General features: G+C 55.3%; 12 protein-coding genes and 1 tRNA gene. 12 read left to right on the top strand and 1 reads right to left on the bottom strand.

Annotated elements, in window-relative coordinates; translation table 11 throughout:
• Nucleotides 1–184: 184 nt before the first annotated feature.
• The 10 genes from GSQ94_RS16695 (at nt 185) to GSQ94_RS16650 (ending at nt 10,442) form a co-directional block, all read left to right on the top strand.
• Nucleotides 185–943 (top strand): WecB/TagA/CpsF family glycosyltransferase, encoded by a 759-nt coding sequence (locus GSQ94_RS16695; protein ID WP_254063932.1) that lies wholly within the window; start codon nt 185–187, stop codon nt 941–943.
• A 414-nt stretch (nt 944–1,357) separates the two neighbouring features.
• Nucleotides 1,358–2,143: a CAP domain-containing protein gene (locus tag GSQ94_RS16690; RefSeq protein WP_158944983.1), complete on the top strand. Its 786-nt coding sequence runs from the start codon at nt 1,358–1,360 to the stop codon at nt 2,141–2,143.
• Between the two features lie 143 nt (nt 2,144–2,286).
• A tRNA-Asn gene (locus tag GSQ94_RS16685) sits at nt 2,287–2,361 on the top strand.
• A gap of 161 nt (nt 2,362–2,522) precedes the next feature.
• Nucleotides 2,523–2,870, top strand: coding sequence for a hypothetical protein (locus GSQ94_RS16680; RefSeq protein WP_158944982.1), 348 nt, complete (start codon nt 2,523–2,525; stop codon nt 2,868–2,870).
• 466 nt (nt 2,871–3,336) lie between these two features.
• Nucleotides 3,337–4,296, top strand: a complete 960-nt coding sequence (locus GSQ94_RS16675) for a hypothetical protein (protein WP_158944981.1) — start codon at nt 3,337–3,339, stop codon at nt 4,294–4,296.
• 376 nt (nt 4,297–4,672) lie between these two features.
• A complete protein-coding gene (locus GSQ94_RS16670; RefSeq protein WP_158944980.1) occupies nt 4,673–4,915 on the top strand; it encodes a hypothetical protein in 243 nt (80 codons plus the stop codon).
• Nucleotides 4,912–5,112 carry a hypothetical protein gene (locus GSQ94_RS16665; protein WP_158944979.1) on the top strand — a complete coding sequence of 67 codons (201 nt, stop codon included), beginning with the start codon at nt 4,912–4,914 and terminating at the stop codon, nt 5,110–5,112. The genes GSQ94_RS16670 and GSQ94_RS16665 overlap by 4 nt, the downstream gene beginning before the upstream one ends.
• 294 nt (nt 5,113–5,406) lie before the next feature.
• Nucleotides 5,407–6,543, top strand: coding sequence for a phage major capsid protein (locus GSQ94_RS16660; RefSeq protein WP_158944978.1), 1,137 nt, complete (start codon nt 5,407–5,409; stop codon nt 6,541–6,543).
• Nucleotides 6,544–6,549: 6 nt separating this feature from the next.
• Nucleotides 6,550–7,329, top strand: a complete 780-nt coding sequence (locus GSQ94_RS16655) for an HK97 family phage prohead protease (RefSeq protein ID WP_158944977.1) — start codon at nt 6,550–6,552, stop codon at nt 7,327–7,329.
• A 206-nt stretch (nt 7,330–7,535) separates the two neighbouring features.
• Nucleotides 7,536–10,442: a DNA methyltransferase gene (locus GSQ94_RS16650; RefSeq protein WP_158944976.1), complete on the top strand. Its 2,907-nt coding sequence runs from the start codon at nt 7,536–7,538 to the stop codon at nt 10,440–10,442.
• A 151-nt stretch (nt 10,443–10,593) separates the two neighbouring features.
• Here the strand turns inward: GSQ94_RS16650 and GSQ94_RS16645 are convergent, their stop codons facing one another.
• Nucleotides 10,594–11,712 carry a site-specific integrase gene (locus GSQ94_RS16645; protein ID WP_158944975.1) on the bottom strand — a complete coding sequence of 373 codons (1,119 nt, stop codon included), beginning with the start codon at nt 11,710–11,712 and terminating at the stop codon, nt 10,594–10,596.
• Nucleotides 11,713–11,953: 241 nt separating this feature from the next.
• On the opposite strand from GSQ94_RS16645, the gene GSQ94_RS16640 reads away from it, so the two are divergent.
• Nucleotides 11,954–12,298 (top strand): nuclear transport factor 2 family protein, encoded by a 345-nt coding sequence (locus tag GSQ94_RS16640; RefSeq protein WP_158944974.1) that lies wholly within the window; start codon nt 11,954–11,956, stop codon nt 12,296–12,298.
• A gap of 305 nt (nt 12,299–12,603) precedes the next feature.
• The gene (locus tag GSQ94_RS16635) at nt 12,604–14,118 is read left to right on the top strand and encodes an MFS transporter (RefSeq protein ID WP_158944973.1); all 1,515 of its coding nucleotides are present in this window, start codon (nt 12,604–12,606) and stop codon (nt 14,116–14,118) included.
• The last annotated feature ends 5 nt before the right edge of the window (nt 14,119–14,123 follow it).

Here is a 14,123-nt window from a genome sequence, read left to right as displayed (position 1 = left end):
AATCCTCCTTCTCTGCGACAAACGCTAGATCATCACCTCAACCGCTCGCCCAGCGCACGCGAATGCGTCCGCCGCACAGCGGCTTCGTTCATGTCGCCTTGTAGGTAACAGATGACGAACTGCAGCAAGGGTTGTAGGGCGCCAAACCCTTCGCATCTGAAATAAGATGGAAATACGTCTCTTCATGCCGACACCTCCCCACACGCACCGCATCCTTGGTATCGACTTCTTTGACGGCTCCGCAAAAGACGCGATCGAGATCATGCGTACGCAAGGAGGCCTTCTTGTGGTCCCTGCGGCCCCGGCCCTCAAAGATCTTGACCGCAGCCCCGACTATCGCGACGCCCTGCTCAACGCGGACCTCGCCATCACCGACTCTGCCTTCATGGTTCTCATCTGGAATCGCCTGCAGCCGGTCCCCATCAAGCGTCTCTCCGGTCTCGAGTATCTGCGCGAACTTCTCTTGGAGCCGGACGTTCGCCAACCCGGCAACACCCTCTGGATCATGGCCAGTCCCGCAAGCGCAAAACGCAATCTCAGCTGGCTGGCAAAACAGGGAATCGTTATCCCCGAAGACAACATCTACATGGCCCCGATGTACGGCAGCGCACCGATAGACGATCCGTCTCTGCTCGAACGCCTCAATCTTCTCCGCCCCAAACACCTCATCGTCACCATCGGCGGAGGCACCCAGGAGCGCCTCGGCCTCTACCTCAAACGCAACCTCGCCTACCGCCCAGCTATTCACTGCATCGGTGCGGCCATCGCCTTTCTCTCCGGCGATCAGGTCCACATCCCGGTCTGGGCCGACAAGTTCTACCTCGGCTGGCTCTTCCGCTCCCTCGCCGAACCCAGTCGCTACATTCCCCGCTACTGGGATGCGCGCAAACTTTTGGCTATCATGCTTCGAAACCGCAGCCGGCTTCCCGAACTCAAGTCGTAAACAAGCTCGTCTCTTACCAGTCGGGTACTAGTCTCAAAAAGAGACACCGGATGACGCTCGCTCGAAAATAAACTTGCAAGACGTGGCGTGTTTTTCGGCGCCCGAAAAACGGCATCCAAAACTCCACGTTAGCCACGCAATCCACCACAATCTCACCACCATTTCACCATCGAAAAAACCACGAAAAATCTAAAAACCCTTGCAAAATGAGGGTTTCCCCACGTCAGACTTTTTTTGGTACCAAAGTTTGACGGGCCAAGCATCTTTCTTTAGCCCATCTCGCGTCCCACCCTATAGTTCATAGAAGCGATCCTCACCCTGACCGGAAAGTTGTATTACCTAGCAAGGCACCCCAAACCTAAAATCACCAACATGCTGACGATCTTCGCAACGCGTGATAAGTCCCTGATTTCATTGTCGAAATCGTATCTGTGGGTGCTCGCGTTCGCCGCGCTGCTGGCCTCTTCCGTTCTACAGGCTCAACCTCGCAACAGGTTCCTTGAATCCGCGTCGAATCTCAGCATCGCCGAGCAGTACCTCCTCGCTGCCGCGAATGAAGACCGCGTCAATCAAGGACTCCAGCCCCTCCGCTTCGATCCGGTCCTCGCCGAAGCCTCCGCCATACACGCCCGCGAGATGGCTGCCCGTGAAGGAATCTCTCACCAGTTTGAGGGCGAACCCGAACTCGCAGAGCGCGGAGCCAATGCCGGCGCACACTTCAGCCTCATCACAGAGAATGTAGGCGAGGCCCCCACATCGGTGATCCTCCACAACCTGTGGATGCATTCGCCCGGTCACCGCGCTAATCTGCTGGATCCGAATGTCGATTCCATCGGCATCGCGATCGTGACCCGCAACAACCAACTCTATGCAGTAGAAGATTTTGCGAGCACGGTTCAGACGCTATCGCTCAATCAACAAGAACGCACCGTAGCCAGTGTCATCGCGCAGTCAGGAATGCGCGTTGCAGAGACCACCGAAGAGGCCCGCCAGACCTGCACCATGTCCACTGGATACGCGGGGGCTCGCCAACCCTGGTACATCATGCGCTACACCGCAGGAAGCCTCGATCAGATTCCCAATCAGCTTCGAAGCAAGCTGGCATCGGGCAAATATCACCAGGCCGTCGTAGGAGCCTGCTCCGCATCACGCAATAGTCCATTCACGGCCTATAACATTGCCGTTCTGCTCTACCCGTAAAGAGCGTTTCAACAGCACATAGTGACGAGCGAATTACCTTTTGTTCATCAATGCTCCGAACTTACAGCAGATCGACTTTGACCCCCTTATCCTGATTTGTTATAACTAAGGAAGCGCGTGAGTCTCTCGCGTTCCAAAGACGTTCCTGAGTAGCTCAATGGCAGAGCATTCGGCTGTTAACCGAAGGGTTGTAGGTTCGAGTCCTACCTCAGGAGCCATAAAATACCCGATAATTGAATAACTTAGATGCCACGTTCTCCAGCCAGCAGTACGCTGGAAAGCGCTGAGTTACGCTTGTTTCTGCTACAGTACTGCTACGTTTTTGCTACATTCCTTATGTAGCAGCCTACGCGAGATATGCGGGCTAAAAGGTGGCGGTGTGGCGAAACAGGATGAAGGGCCCTATTACGGTTCGTTGGAAGATGTCCAGCGCGCCCATCAGGTACTCAAGGATCTGCAAAATCTGGGCAAGCCGAAGCCGCAGTCCGGCAAGACTAATGGCCAGGCTGTCAGAAGCATAAAGAGCACTTCGGCAACCGCTCTTGTAGCTGCGTATATCACACGCCATGCGATGACCTTAGTTGAGTTTGCTGAGAAGGCGCACATTGACGAAAAGACACTGCGCCGTCTATTGCACACCACTTCTGCAAGCGCTCGAACTTGGGCTGAAGTGGCGAAGGCGATGCGCATCACCACCTCAAAACTGCTCAAGACGACCGGACTTTGAGCGGACTTTTCAACTTCATGCCCGCGAGATGCCCTTTGAACTTCGACTGCGTTGCTCTAAGTATCAAGGAGTAATGCAGGAGAAGTCATGGCATTTGCGAAGGCAACGCTAACGTCCGCTCCGACCCTAGATCTTGAATTCATAACCGAAGTCCAAGTAGCCGAAGCGGTAAAGATTCCTGTGCGAACCCTTCAAGGTTGGCGTGTTCACGGATGCGGTCCACCGTACCGAAAATTCGGTGCTTCGGTTCGTTACAACGTCGGTTCGCTTCGCGCATGGGTGGAGAGCTTGCCATCGGGCGGGGCTGGTATTCCTTCGTCGGCGGTATCGAACCCTAACAGCCGTAGGCCTATGACACGCGCCATAAACCAGTAATAGAAAGGCCCCGGGATTACCGGGACCCTAGGTGAAATGATGAGCACTCAAAACGTATTACAGCCGCGCGCACTGCACTCGGAGGCTAAGAGTGTATAAAGCCGCGCCGGATCATCCTAAATTCGCAACGTTTAAATCGCTCGCGAAGTTGAGCAAGGCTGCGGCGGTGGGCAACTTAGAACTGCTGTGGCACTTCGCAGGACGCTTTGCGCTCGCTGGCAACGTTGGGAGATTCTCTGATGCCGAGATCGAGGCCTCATTGGAGTGGGAAGGAGCAGCCGGAGCGTTGATCGAAGCACTCATCAGCTCGCGATGGTTGGATCGGAGCGCCGTTCATCGGCTAGTTGTTCACGATTGGAGTCAGTGGGCGGACGAGAACGTTCACACCCAATTAGCTCGTAAGGGTGAGCGCTTCGCGGATGGTGCCGTCCCACGCAGTGGTCGTCTCAATCAGGCGGAGCGGCTCAAATTCGTCGCAGCGTTCACTAAAAACGAGGTGAGCGGAGCCAGCCAGAACGCAGCCGAAGGTCAGCCAAAGCTGAGCCATGGGTCAGGGCCCACTCAGCCACATTCAGCCGACGCAACGGTACCTGTACCTCTACCTATACCAGCACCTGTACCTGCAAGAACAAAAACAACATCTCTTGTGCCTCCGGCACTGTCGACGCAAGTCGTCGACGAGTCGCTGCTGGTCTTAGAACCTCCTGAGAAGCGAAAACGGACCCCGGAGGAGTACGTCGCCTTTTGGAACAAAGAGCGTGGCACGTTGGCGAGTGTTGTTCCGCCGCTTAGCGCGAGCCGCAGAACAAAGCTCCAGACTCGAATCGGTCGCGGTCTGACGCCGACGAAGCTGAAGGAAGTTCTTACGAAGATTCACCAGACGCCGTACTGTCTCGGCGATAACGCAAGCGGCTGGCGAGTGACCTTCGACTTCCTGATTGCGAACGACGACAACATCGCGAAGATACTCGGCGGAAACTACGACCGACCGAGTAAGAAGCCAACGGTCGCTCGTGAGTACATGGCAACCTCGACGGCGGTGCGCCAGTGAACGTCGAGAGAGAGAACCTCAACAGCTGTCCCGCGAGTCCTCACGCGGAACGTACCACCTTGGGCGCAATTCTGCTCGACAAGAACGCGTATGACGAGCCGACCGAATTACATATGGCCTCTTATCGCTCAGGTCGCACCTGACCCCACGACAGCGCCTTGAGGCTCCTAGAGCGAAGGCGAAGGGTGCTACACGCAAAGCGATACGCCTCCGGGCCTGAACGGGCAGGGGTAGGGCGGGTCTGAAGTGTACGCAAACGACATTCGGAACCTCGCGCACGGGTCGCGCTAACTTTCGCAGGTTTTAGGAAAAATACACCGGTTATGACAACGACAATTCAGGCAATCAGCAAATCGAGCAGCACACGAGGATGAAAATGGATACCACTACAGAGCAATTGTTCTTCGCAATTCGCAATTTTTACGATGTTGTCACCGAACAGCAGAAGCAGCTTGATGTTGTCGCCGAAAGTCACTTCAAGCTCGCCGATACATTGCGCAACGCTCTGGGCATGGAACCGGAATCTCGGTCGCCATCATCGGCAAGCCACGCGGCCATTCTTAAGGCAAAAATCGATATCGACGAATTAGAACAGCTGTTCAAAAAGGGGAAATCATGAGTGCCGAAACCGACGACCTTAGTGGAATGAGCGGAGAAGATATTGTCCGACACGTGCTCAAAGGGCAGTTGACGTTGCAACGGCGACTGGCAGCGGCAGAGGCAAAGGCTGACCTCCAGCAGCGCCTTCTGGACAGCCATGAGCATCGGGTAGCGATGCTTGAGACCGCACTCCCAAAGGGCAACTTCAATGCCTGATGACGTGCTCCGTCTCAATCATCTCCGTCGGCGTGCTCGTGTCTTAGCGACGGATGTGGAGCACGTCATCGCGCACGACGCCGCACAGCAACGCGAGTCATCACCGCGACCCGATGATGACCGCAGCAAAAATGTTTCTCGTTCGCCTGCCGATGGAGCATAATCGCAGAGACACTTCAGCAGCTCACTAGCCGATTCAGTGCAGGTGAGCAAGGCTGGGCAGTCGATGCGGACTCACCCGTCAGGTTAGCCATTCAGCGCCGACGAATCCCCGCGTCACCGGAGTGTCACATCATGGACCCCAACCTGAAAACAGTTCTCGACTCCATCAAAGGATCGGTGGAAGCTTACGGGCCGAAGATCACCGCAATGCAGACGCAGTTGGACGCTCAGGATCGCAACTTCGCGACCAAGATTTTCGGAGACACGCCGCCACAACCCTTCGTCGAAAAGCTCAAGGCGCATGAAGGATTCCAGCGTCTTCTCCACGACCGCCGCGGCAGCGCCATCCTCACTCTCACCGGGAAGGATGCGAGCGACTTTCTCCAGCGGAAGACGACACTCACCGAAATCGGGCAAGGCTTCCAGACCACCGGCGTGTTGCCGATTGACCGCGACACCGGCATCACGGCGGAGGCACGGCAGACGCTCACGGTGCGAGATGCTCTGACCTCGCGACCAACTGCGATGGCCGTCGTCGATTTCGTGAAGGTCACGACTCCGATGGGACTCGCGTCGCCAGTGCCAGAGGCTTCGGTCAAGCCTGAGAACGCGGTCGCCTTCACGTCTGAGAGTGAGAAGGTCCGCACCATCGCGACGTGGATTCCTGCAACGAAGCAGATTCTCGACGACTTCACAGAGCTGGCATCTTTCCTGCAAACGTCGCTGAGCTACTACGTGAATCTTGAGGAAGAGTTGCAGCTCCTCGCGGGAGACGATACCGGCGAGAATCTGCATGGACTCATCCCGCAGGCGAGTGCCTTTCAAACTGGTTTGCTATCGGCGACCGCAGGATGGAACCGCATCGACATCGTCGGGCGTGCCATCGAACAACTTACGACCGCTAAAGAGATTCCGCCGACGTTCGTCGTGATGCATCCCGCCGATTGGTGGAGCATCAGGTTGACGAAGGACTCCTTCGGTCGATACCTCATCGGCGACCCTCAGGCGACTGCAAACGCGAAGCTGTTCGACTTGCTCGTGATTCCGACGACCTCGATTCCAGCAGGCACGTTTCTAGTCGGCAGCGGCAACCCGGCAGCGTGCGAGATTCGCGACCGCATGGAATTGCAGTTTGAAGTTTCCGATTCTCACGCGGATTATTTCACTCAAAATTTAGTGGCGTGCAGGGCAGAAAAAAGAATGGCGCTCATCACCAAACGACCCGGAAGTTTTGTCGTCGGGTCGCTCAACAGTTCACCAGTCTCGTAAAGGGGAATGATGGAAACACGCGATTATTCCTTCCGATTGAATGCAAAGTCGCTCGACTCGACGACAGGCACCTTTACGGGGCTTGCGTCGACGTATGGTGGACCGCCTGACCTTCAAGGCGACATCATCGAACCCGGCGCATTCAAAGCGGCCATCGCGTCACAAGGCAACGGCGTGCCGTTGCTCTGGGCGCATAAGCAAGACGAACCCATCGGACTCGCGAAGATGTCGGACTCGCCGTCGGGTCTCGTCATCAACGGCACGCTTTTGATGACCGATGGCGGAGCTGCACGCGCTTACAACTTCATGAAGGCTGGAGTCATCAAGGGAATCTCCATCGGGTACACCGCGCCGCCAGAGTCGTCAGGGAAAGTCATCTATGGGAACGACGGGACGCGCACGCTGAAGGAGCTGATGATTCATGAGTGCTCCGTCGTCGCCGTGCCTGCCAACCCGCGAGCGCAGGTCGTCACCGTGAAGTCGCTTTCGCAAGTCGAAACCCTTCTCCGCAGTGTCCGTCCTGGAGATATGTCAAGAGACACGCTCGACCAGCTCCAAGCCATCGACCTCACACTCAAGGGGCTTCTCAAAAAAGATGCAGGCGATGATTGCTCGTGCGACTGTGACTCTTGCATCGCTGGAGACTGCGACGAGTGCGACGACGATTGCGAACAATGTCAGGGCGACGAGTGTTCGGGATGTCTCGCCGCGAGGTCCGCCGGTGGCACCGACGTAGACGACCTGAAGGCCTTTGCGATGGAGTTGAAAGGGATGGTCAGTCGCTGAATTACTTTTTCTGAGGCTTGTTCCCGAAATGTACCCCCCTTTCAGGGACCTTGTCCGCATAGGCACCTTTTCTGATAGCTTCGGCTTCCTAGCATCTTTGGAGTCTAATGTTCTCCAGTGAAACGAAAGTATCGAGTTGGCCGAGAATCATACGATAGTCGATCACTTTCTTCGAAGCCTCTTCTCTGTCAGAATAGTGCGAGCACATGCCGCTCGACCTCACATCCTTCGCCGTCAAGTGGCAACAGACTCAACTCACTGAGAAGTCAGCGTATCAGCAGCATTTTCGCGACCTCTGCGAGGCCCTTGGCGTTCCCCATCCCACAGAAGAAGACATCGTTGGCACCAATTACACATTTGAAAAGCGTGTCACCAAGGTGGGCGGCGGATCCGGCTTCGCCGACGTCTGGAAGCGCGATGCTTTTGCGTGGGAGTACAAGCTCCCCGGCGGCGACCTCAACAAGGCCTATAAGCAGCTGAACGAATACCACGAGGATCTTGAGAACCCGCCACTTCTAATCGTCTGTGACTTCAAGCGTTTCGAAGTCCACACTAAGTTCGACAGCCAGCGCTCACGCGTCTACACGTTCGACCTCGAAGAACTTCGGAAGAACCAGCCCGTTCCCACTTCCGCCCTCCTCCCGCAAGATGTTCTCCGCTATGTCTTCGGCGACCGAAACATGCTCCGCCCCGAGGCCGTCACAGAGCGCGTCACCCGAGATGCCGCGACCGATCTCCTCAAGCTCGCCCAACAACTCGAACTCGAACGCGCCGCGAGTCCCACGCCCCACTCCAAGGAAGAGATCGCGCACTTCCTCATCCGCATCGTCTTCTGCCTCTTTGCCGATTCCATCGGCCTCATCCCCAACAACGTCTTCCGCAAGCTCGTCGAAGCCAGCCGCCAGTCCCGCATCATGTTCAACAAGCAGTTGCCGCAGCTTTTCGAGGCCATGAGTAACGAGGGCAACTACTTCGGCGCGGAAATTATTCCTTGGTTCAACGGCGGCCTCTTCAACGGCACCGATACCATCGAGTTAAACCCCGCCGACTGCGACATCCTACGCAAGGCCGCCAGGCACGACTGGTCACAGATCGAGCCGTCCATCTTCGGCACACTCTTTGAGCGATCTCTCGACGCCGCCAAGCGTTCCATGATCGGCGCACACTACACCTCGCCCGGAGACATTCTCCTGCTCGTCGAGCCTGTCGTCATGACGCCGCTCCGCCGTGAGTGGGCCGCCACGCAAGCGGCCATTGAAGAATCGCTGGCAGCAGAGGAGGGACAGCCCCAGCGCCGCACCCTCCGCGCTAACCGCCCTGCCAACAAGCTCCTCACGGGATGGGCGGATAACCTGAGCAAGGTCCGCATCCTCGACCCCGCCTGCGGCTCCGGCAACTTCCTCTACATCGCCATGAAGCAGTTGCTTGACCTTTGGGAAGAAGCTCGCACCTTCGGCCTCAAACACGGTCTCCTGCTCCCGGTCGAATCCATGCCCACCCCCGCGCAGCTCTACGGTATCGAGATCGACTTCTACGCCCACGAAATCGCCTCCGCCGTCGTCTGGATCGGTCTCCTCCAGTGGAAGCGTGACCACAGCTACAACGACCAGCCAAAGCCCATCCTTCACAAACTCGACAACATCCAACATGATGACGCAGTGATGCGCTACAGGGAGTCGCAAAAGTCCGAAGAATATCCTAAAGGCAACCCTTACGAACCAGAATGGCCACCAGCTGATTACATCGTCGGCAATCCGCCGTTCCTAGGCGGGCAAGATATGAAAGGCGAGATTAACGAAGCCTACGTAAACGATCTGCGGGAGATCTTCGACGGCAGGGTCCCCGGCTCGGCGGACCTTGTCCTTTTCTGGTTCGAAAAAGCAAGGAGTCTGGTTTCTACGGGAAAGGTGCAGAGGGCGGGGCTAATCGCCACTCAATCTATCCGTGGCGGCGCGAATAGACGAGTTCTGCAAGCCATCGTTGACACGGCGAATATCTTTTGGGCCATTTCTGATCGTAAGTGGGCGAGACCAAACGGGCCGGGCGACGGCAAGAACGCTATGGTTCAGGTCTCCATGGTCGGCTTCGACAATGGACAGGAGGTTACGAGAATTCTGGATGGCTTAGAGGTTAAACATATTCCCGCCAATCTCAAGACGGGGATTGACACTACAAAGCGGCAATCACTTCGCGCGAACAAAGCACTTGCCTTTCAAGGACCGGTAAAGGTTGGGAAGTTTGAAATAACCGCAGCTACTGCGCGTTCGTTCCTAGGGATCAAGAATGTGAATGGATCGAGTAACTCGGTCGTCCTTATTCCTTGGATGAATGGGCATGACATGAAGTATCGGCCGAAGGGGCGATACATTATCAATTTTGGGAGCATGAGTGAGAAAGAAGCTGCCCAATTTGAGCAGCCCTTTGCATATGTCGCAAAACATGTCAGACCAGAGAGAGAGAAGAATAAGAACCCCGAACGCAAGAAATTCTGGTGGAGACATGGCCGTAGTGGAGCGAAACTCGAACGGGCGAGAAAAGGACTGAGAAGGATTATCGTCACCACAAGACACTCGAAGCACCGCATCTTTCTTTGGGGGGATGCGAATCTTCTCCCAGATAGCGCCCTCGTTGCAATTGCTCGTGATGATGACTATTTCTTTGGTGTCTTGCACTCGCGAGCCCATGAAGTATGGGCGCGGTCCCAAGGAACTCAGGTAAGGGACGCGAGCAGCGGGTTCAGGTACACACCGAATAGCACATTCGAAACATTCCCATTTCCTTGGTCACCCGGCACGGAACCGTCAGAATCAGAGTCAGAGCTAGTTTTTGCGGTAGCCGAAGCCGCTCGCGAGTTGGTGCGTCTTCGCAACATGTGGCTAAATCCCGTCGATGAAGAAGATAGACCGCTTCCGGAGGAGAAGCTCAAAGAAAGAACATTGACTAGGCTTTACGATGCAATGTTCGACTGGCTAGCCAACGCCCACCGCGCTCTCGATAACGCGGTCTTCGCCGCCTACGGCTGGCCCGCCAACCTGACCGACCAGGAAATCCTCGCGCGCCTCCTCGTCCTCAACCACGAGCGCGCCGCACTTGGACCACCAACAGCAAGCTAGGGGCGACTTCCTGAAGTCCAGCATGAGAGGGTCTTCTTCAATTTCCCATCTCTATGAACTTGGCCCTCCCGCAGACTCGGGTCATCGGCAAGTTGATGGAGTTCGGTCCGTATGTGAAATGTCCCCGCAATCGCCCGGAAGGGTAGGGTCTTTAGTTGACTGCAACGGCTTGCGCGGCCTTCTCGGCCGCAGCGCTTCTCGCTCTACGAATCGTATGCCGCCGGGTGACCACGTCTTCAAGTGCAGACCTCTTCGCTTCAGTTCTTATGTGGCTATACCTGTCGAGCATCTGCTGTGAGACGTGTCCCGCAATCGCTTTGATCGTCTCATTCCCAGCTCCGCTCTCGGCTAGTTCGGTTATCAGAGTATGCCTCGCGTCGTGCCAGCGACCCTGCACTTTTGCTGTTGCACGTACCCCATTCCACGCGGTCTTTAGCGAAGTGACCGACCGGGTTGGATCCATGTGTCCTCGTCGACCAAAAGGGAAGACGAACCACTCTGGACGAAGCTCACCGAACTTCGTCGTGTACCACTTGGCATGCTTCAGGAGAGCGGGAAGGATTTCGCTGTTGAGCGGGATCGTGCGGCCCGTTCCCGCATCGGTCTTAGACTGGCCGACTGTCAGAATTAACTTTGCGAAGTCAACCTGCGACCAGCGAGTTGTCTTGATCTCGGCATCGCGCATGCCAGCGTTGAGAGCGAGCGTCAGAGCTGGAAGGATCAGCGGTGAGCGGGACTTCTCGGCGGCTTGTAGCATCCTATCTTTCTCGGCTACGTCAAAGGCTTTTCCCGGTTGTTCACCGACCTTTAGCTTCAAGAGTTTCTTGCGTTTTAGTTCGTTGCGGAGCAGGTCGCCCCGATCTGACATGATGCGCAGCAACATACCGACCTCGTCATTGACTGATTTTGGTGCGGACTTCTCCTCAAGTCGCTTGGTTTGGTATTCGGTCACAACGGTGGCATCAATCTGGACCAGCATCTTGGCTCCAAGATGCCTGCACAGATGTCCGATGGCGTACTTGGCGAATGTATGAGCGCGGTTTCTGAGTTGGTACTCTTTGAAATAGTCGGCGGATAAATCAGCGAGAGTGCGCACGCGATCCTTGCGTTCGCGCTCGATCCCACCGAACCCTTCTTCCATCTCTCGCCTCCGCCTTTGCTCCAATTCCTTTGCGATGGTCTTTGAGGTTGTCTTAGCGCTCTCCTGAACGTTCCGCCCTGCAAAATTGAAGTGATACCACCAATATTTTCCGCGCTTGTAGACAGCCATTTTGTAGTCCTCCTAGGCATCGGTTGCTATGTCGGATTATACGAAGCCGCTACGTTTTCCGCTACACTAGCCTTGGGTTTATATACAAAGATTTTGATTAATATAAACTTACGGCAATTAGAGCTTTTAGCTGTTAGCCGAAGGGTTGTAGGTTCGAGTCCTACCTCAGGAGCCAACATTAGCATAAGAATCAATAAGCTATAGAGACCACCTAAGAGGTGGTCTTCTTCGTGTTGGCCAGATGCCTGTTTTGGTGTCTGTTGGGATTAACGGTGGCAACAAAAAAGATGTTGGGGCTATCCACGGGCTCATCAACCAGTATACCAATGCTATCCATAAGGTTGATTTGAAGCTGCTCTCGCAAATCTGGTCTCACTCACCCGAGGTTTCGTTTATCTATCCGTTAGGCGAGGAGCATGGCTTCGACGCCATCGAGCAGCATGTCTTCCAGAACTTAATGGGCGGCATGTTTTCGGCCCGCGATCTTGAGATAAATGCTGTGACAATTCACGTGAACGGTGATGCAGCATGGTCTGAATTCCACTGGATTTTCACGCGACAATGCGCAAAGACGAATCAGCCATAACGACGCACGGTGTCGAAACCCAGATCTACCGCAAAGAATCTGGGAGCTGGCGCTTGATTCACGTCCATTACTCCGAAGATCGCCAAGTCGTCCCCTGAGTAGTTGACTCCAGGACAATGGAGAGATGCGGTTATAACTTCCTGTTCGTGTGACGCTGAAACGCCTTTACGATAACGTGACTGCTCGTTCCATTGTCACAGGCTTCGTGGCCTACTGACACAGTAGAGGCAATCGTAGTCTTTCTCTATGAATAGGTGATTTCGTGGTGGGAATGAATCGTCCAGATGGCGTCGTGGGGCAAGAGGATGTCTAGCTCCTCGAAGGCTTCCTTAGCGCGAGAAGGTCGTTGGATCCTGGTTGCAACAATTCTGGCTTCGAGCATGGCCTTCATCGACAGTACCGTTGTGAACGTCGCGCTGCCTGCGCTCCAGACTGCTCTGCATGCAACAGTGAGCGATATTCAATGGGTTGTGGAGTCTTACGCACTCTTGCTTGCCTCTCTCCTGCTTCTGGGCGGTTCGCTAGGTGATGTTTATGGACGCCGGAAGATTTTTATCTGTGGAGTTCTTTGTTTCGCGATTGCCTCGGCCTGGTGCGGACTTGCCCCTTCAATCATGTCACTCATCGTTGCGCGAGGATTGCAGGGAATCGGTGCAGCGTTCCTCATCCCAGGAAGTCTCGCATTGATAAGCGCATCCTTTAGCACGGAGGAACGCGGTTCTGCGATAGGGACCTGGTCAGGATTTACGGCAATTACAGCAGCGCTGGGGCCGGTTCTGGGAGGGTGGCTCGTACAGAACTACTCTTGGCGATGGGTCTTCTTCATCAATCTTCCTCTGGCTGTCCTCGTTGTCTTACTCACACTGTGGCGAGTGCCAGAGAGTCGGAACGAAGATGCAAGCCCAAGGCTAGATTGGCAGGGCGCAGTACTTGCAACTGTTGGTTTGGGAGCCATTACTTTTACTCTGATCGAGGCGCCTAAAGGAGGAGTGGCGATTTGGATTTGCGGCTTCGCTGGCCTTGTTACACTTACAGTTTTTCTGATCGTCGAGGCGTGTTCTCCGACGCCCATGATCTCTCCGCATCTCTTTCGTTCACGAGATTTTTCCAGCGCCAATTTGCTTACATTCCTGCTTTATTCCGCGCTTAGTGGGCTTTTGTTCTTCTTCCCGCTCGACCTTATACAAGTGCAACGTTACACAGCCACAGAGGCTGGAGCAGCTCTGCTGCCGCTTATCCTGTTGATCTTCGTTCTGTCTCGCTGGTCAGGGGGCCTCGTCTCTCGATATGGAGCACGACTACCTCTCACGATCGGACCTCTCGTCGCTGCAATGGGCTTCGGACTTTTTCTCAGACCTGGGATAGGGGGGTCGTATTGGTCTACCTTCTTCCCCGCAGTCGTTGTGCTTGGTATTGGTATGGCCATCTGCGTAGCCCCGCTGACAACTGCTGTGATGGAGTCGCTTCCACCAAGCGAGGCAGGTGTAGCGTCCGGGGTTAATAATGCTGTTTCGAGAATCGCCGGGCTATTGGCAGTTGCTCTCTTCGGCCTTGTGCTATCCGCCGGCTTTAATAGAGCGCTCAACCGCAGCCTTCCGCACTTACGTCTCTCGAGCGCTACACGTCTGGACGTTGATAGTCAGCGATCTAAACTTGCAGGCGCACAGACGAATGACCCGCAGGTCAGAAGAGCGGTCGATGAAGCATTCGTATCTGGCTATCGCGAGGTGATCTGGATCTGTGTTGGACTCGCTTTGTTGAGTGCGTGCAGCGCACAGGGGATCGCGACCAAAAAAGTCGCGAAGACCTGCTCTAATTGAAGCGA

This window comes from Granulicella sp. S190 (assembly GCF_009766095.1).
In the GTDB taxonomy this organism is placed as follows: domain Bacteria; phylum Acidobacteriota; class Terriglobia; order Terriglobales; family Acidobacteriaceae; genus Edaphobacter.
Note: the sequence above shows the minus strand (reverse complement) of the source record. Positions and strands in the feature narration are given on the sequence as shown.

Bases quoted from the DNA above. Each gene is read 5' to 3' on its own strand.
- GSQ94_RS16650 (WP_158944976.1), top strand. From the start codon at position 7,536: ATGCCGCTCGACCTCACATCCTTCGCCGTCAAGTGGCAACAGACTCAA.
- GSQ94_RS16645 (WP_158944975.1), bottom strand. From the start codon at position 11,712: ATGGCTGTCTACAAGCGCGGAAAATATTGGTGGTATCACTTCAATTTT.
- GSQ94_RS16665 (WP_158944979.1), top strand. From the start codon at position 4,912: ATGAGTGCCGAAACCGACGACCTTAGTGGAATGAGCGGAGAAGATATT.
- GSQ94_RS16660 (WP_158944978.1), top strand. From the start codon at position 5,407: ATGGACCCCAACCTGAAAACAGTTCTCGACTCCATCAAAGGATCGGTG.
- GSQ94_RS16640 (WP_158944974.1), top strand. From the start codon at position 11,954: ATGCCTGTTTTGGTGTCTGTTGGGATTAACGGTGGCAACAAAAAAGAT.
- GSQ94_RS16655 (WP_158944977.1), top strand. From the start codon at position 6,550: ATGATGGAAACACGCGATTATTCCTTCCGATTGAATGCAAAGTCGCTC.
- GSQ94_RS16695 (WP_254063932.1), top strand. From the start codon at position 185: ATGCCGACACCTCCCCACACGCACCGCATCCTTGGTATCGACTTCTTT.
- GSQ94_RS16670 (WP_158944980.1), top strand. From the start codon at position 4,673: ATGGATACCACTACAGAGCAATTGTTCTTCGCAATTCGCAATTTTTAC.
- GSQ94_RS16635 (WP_158944973.1), top strand. From the start codon at position 12,604: ATGTCTAGCTCCTCGAAGGCTTCCTTAGCGCGAGAAGGTCGTTGGATC.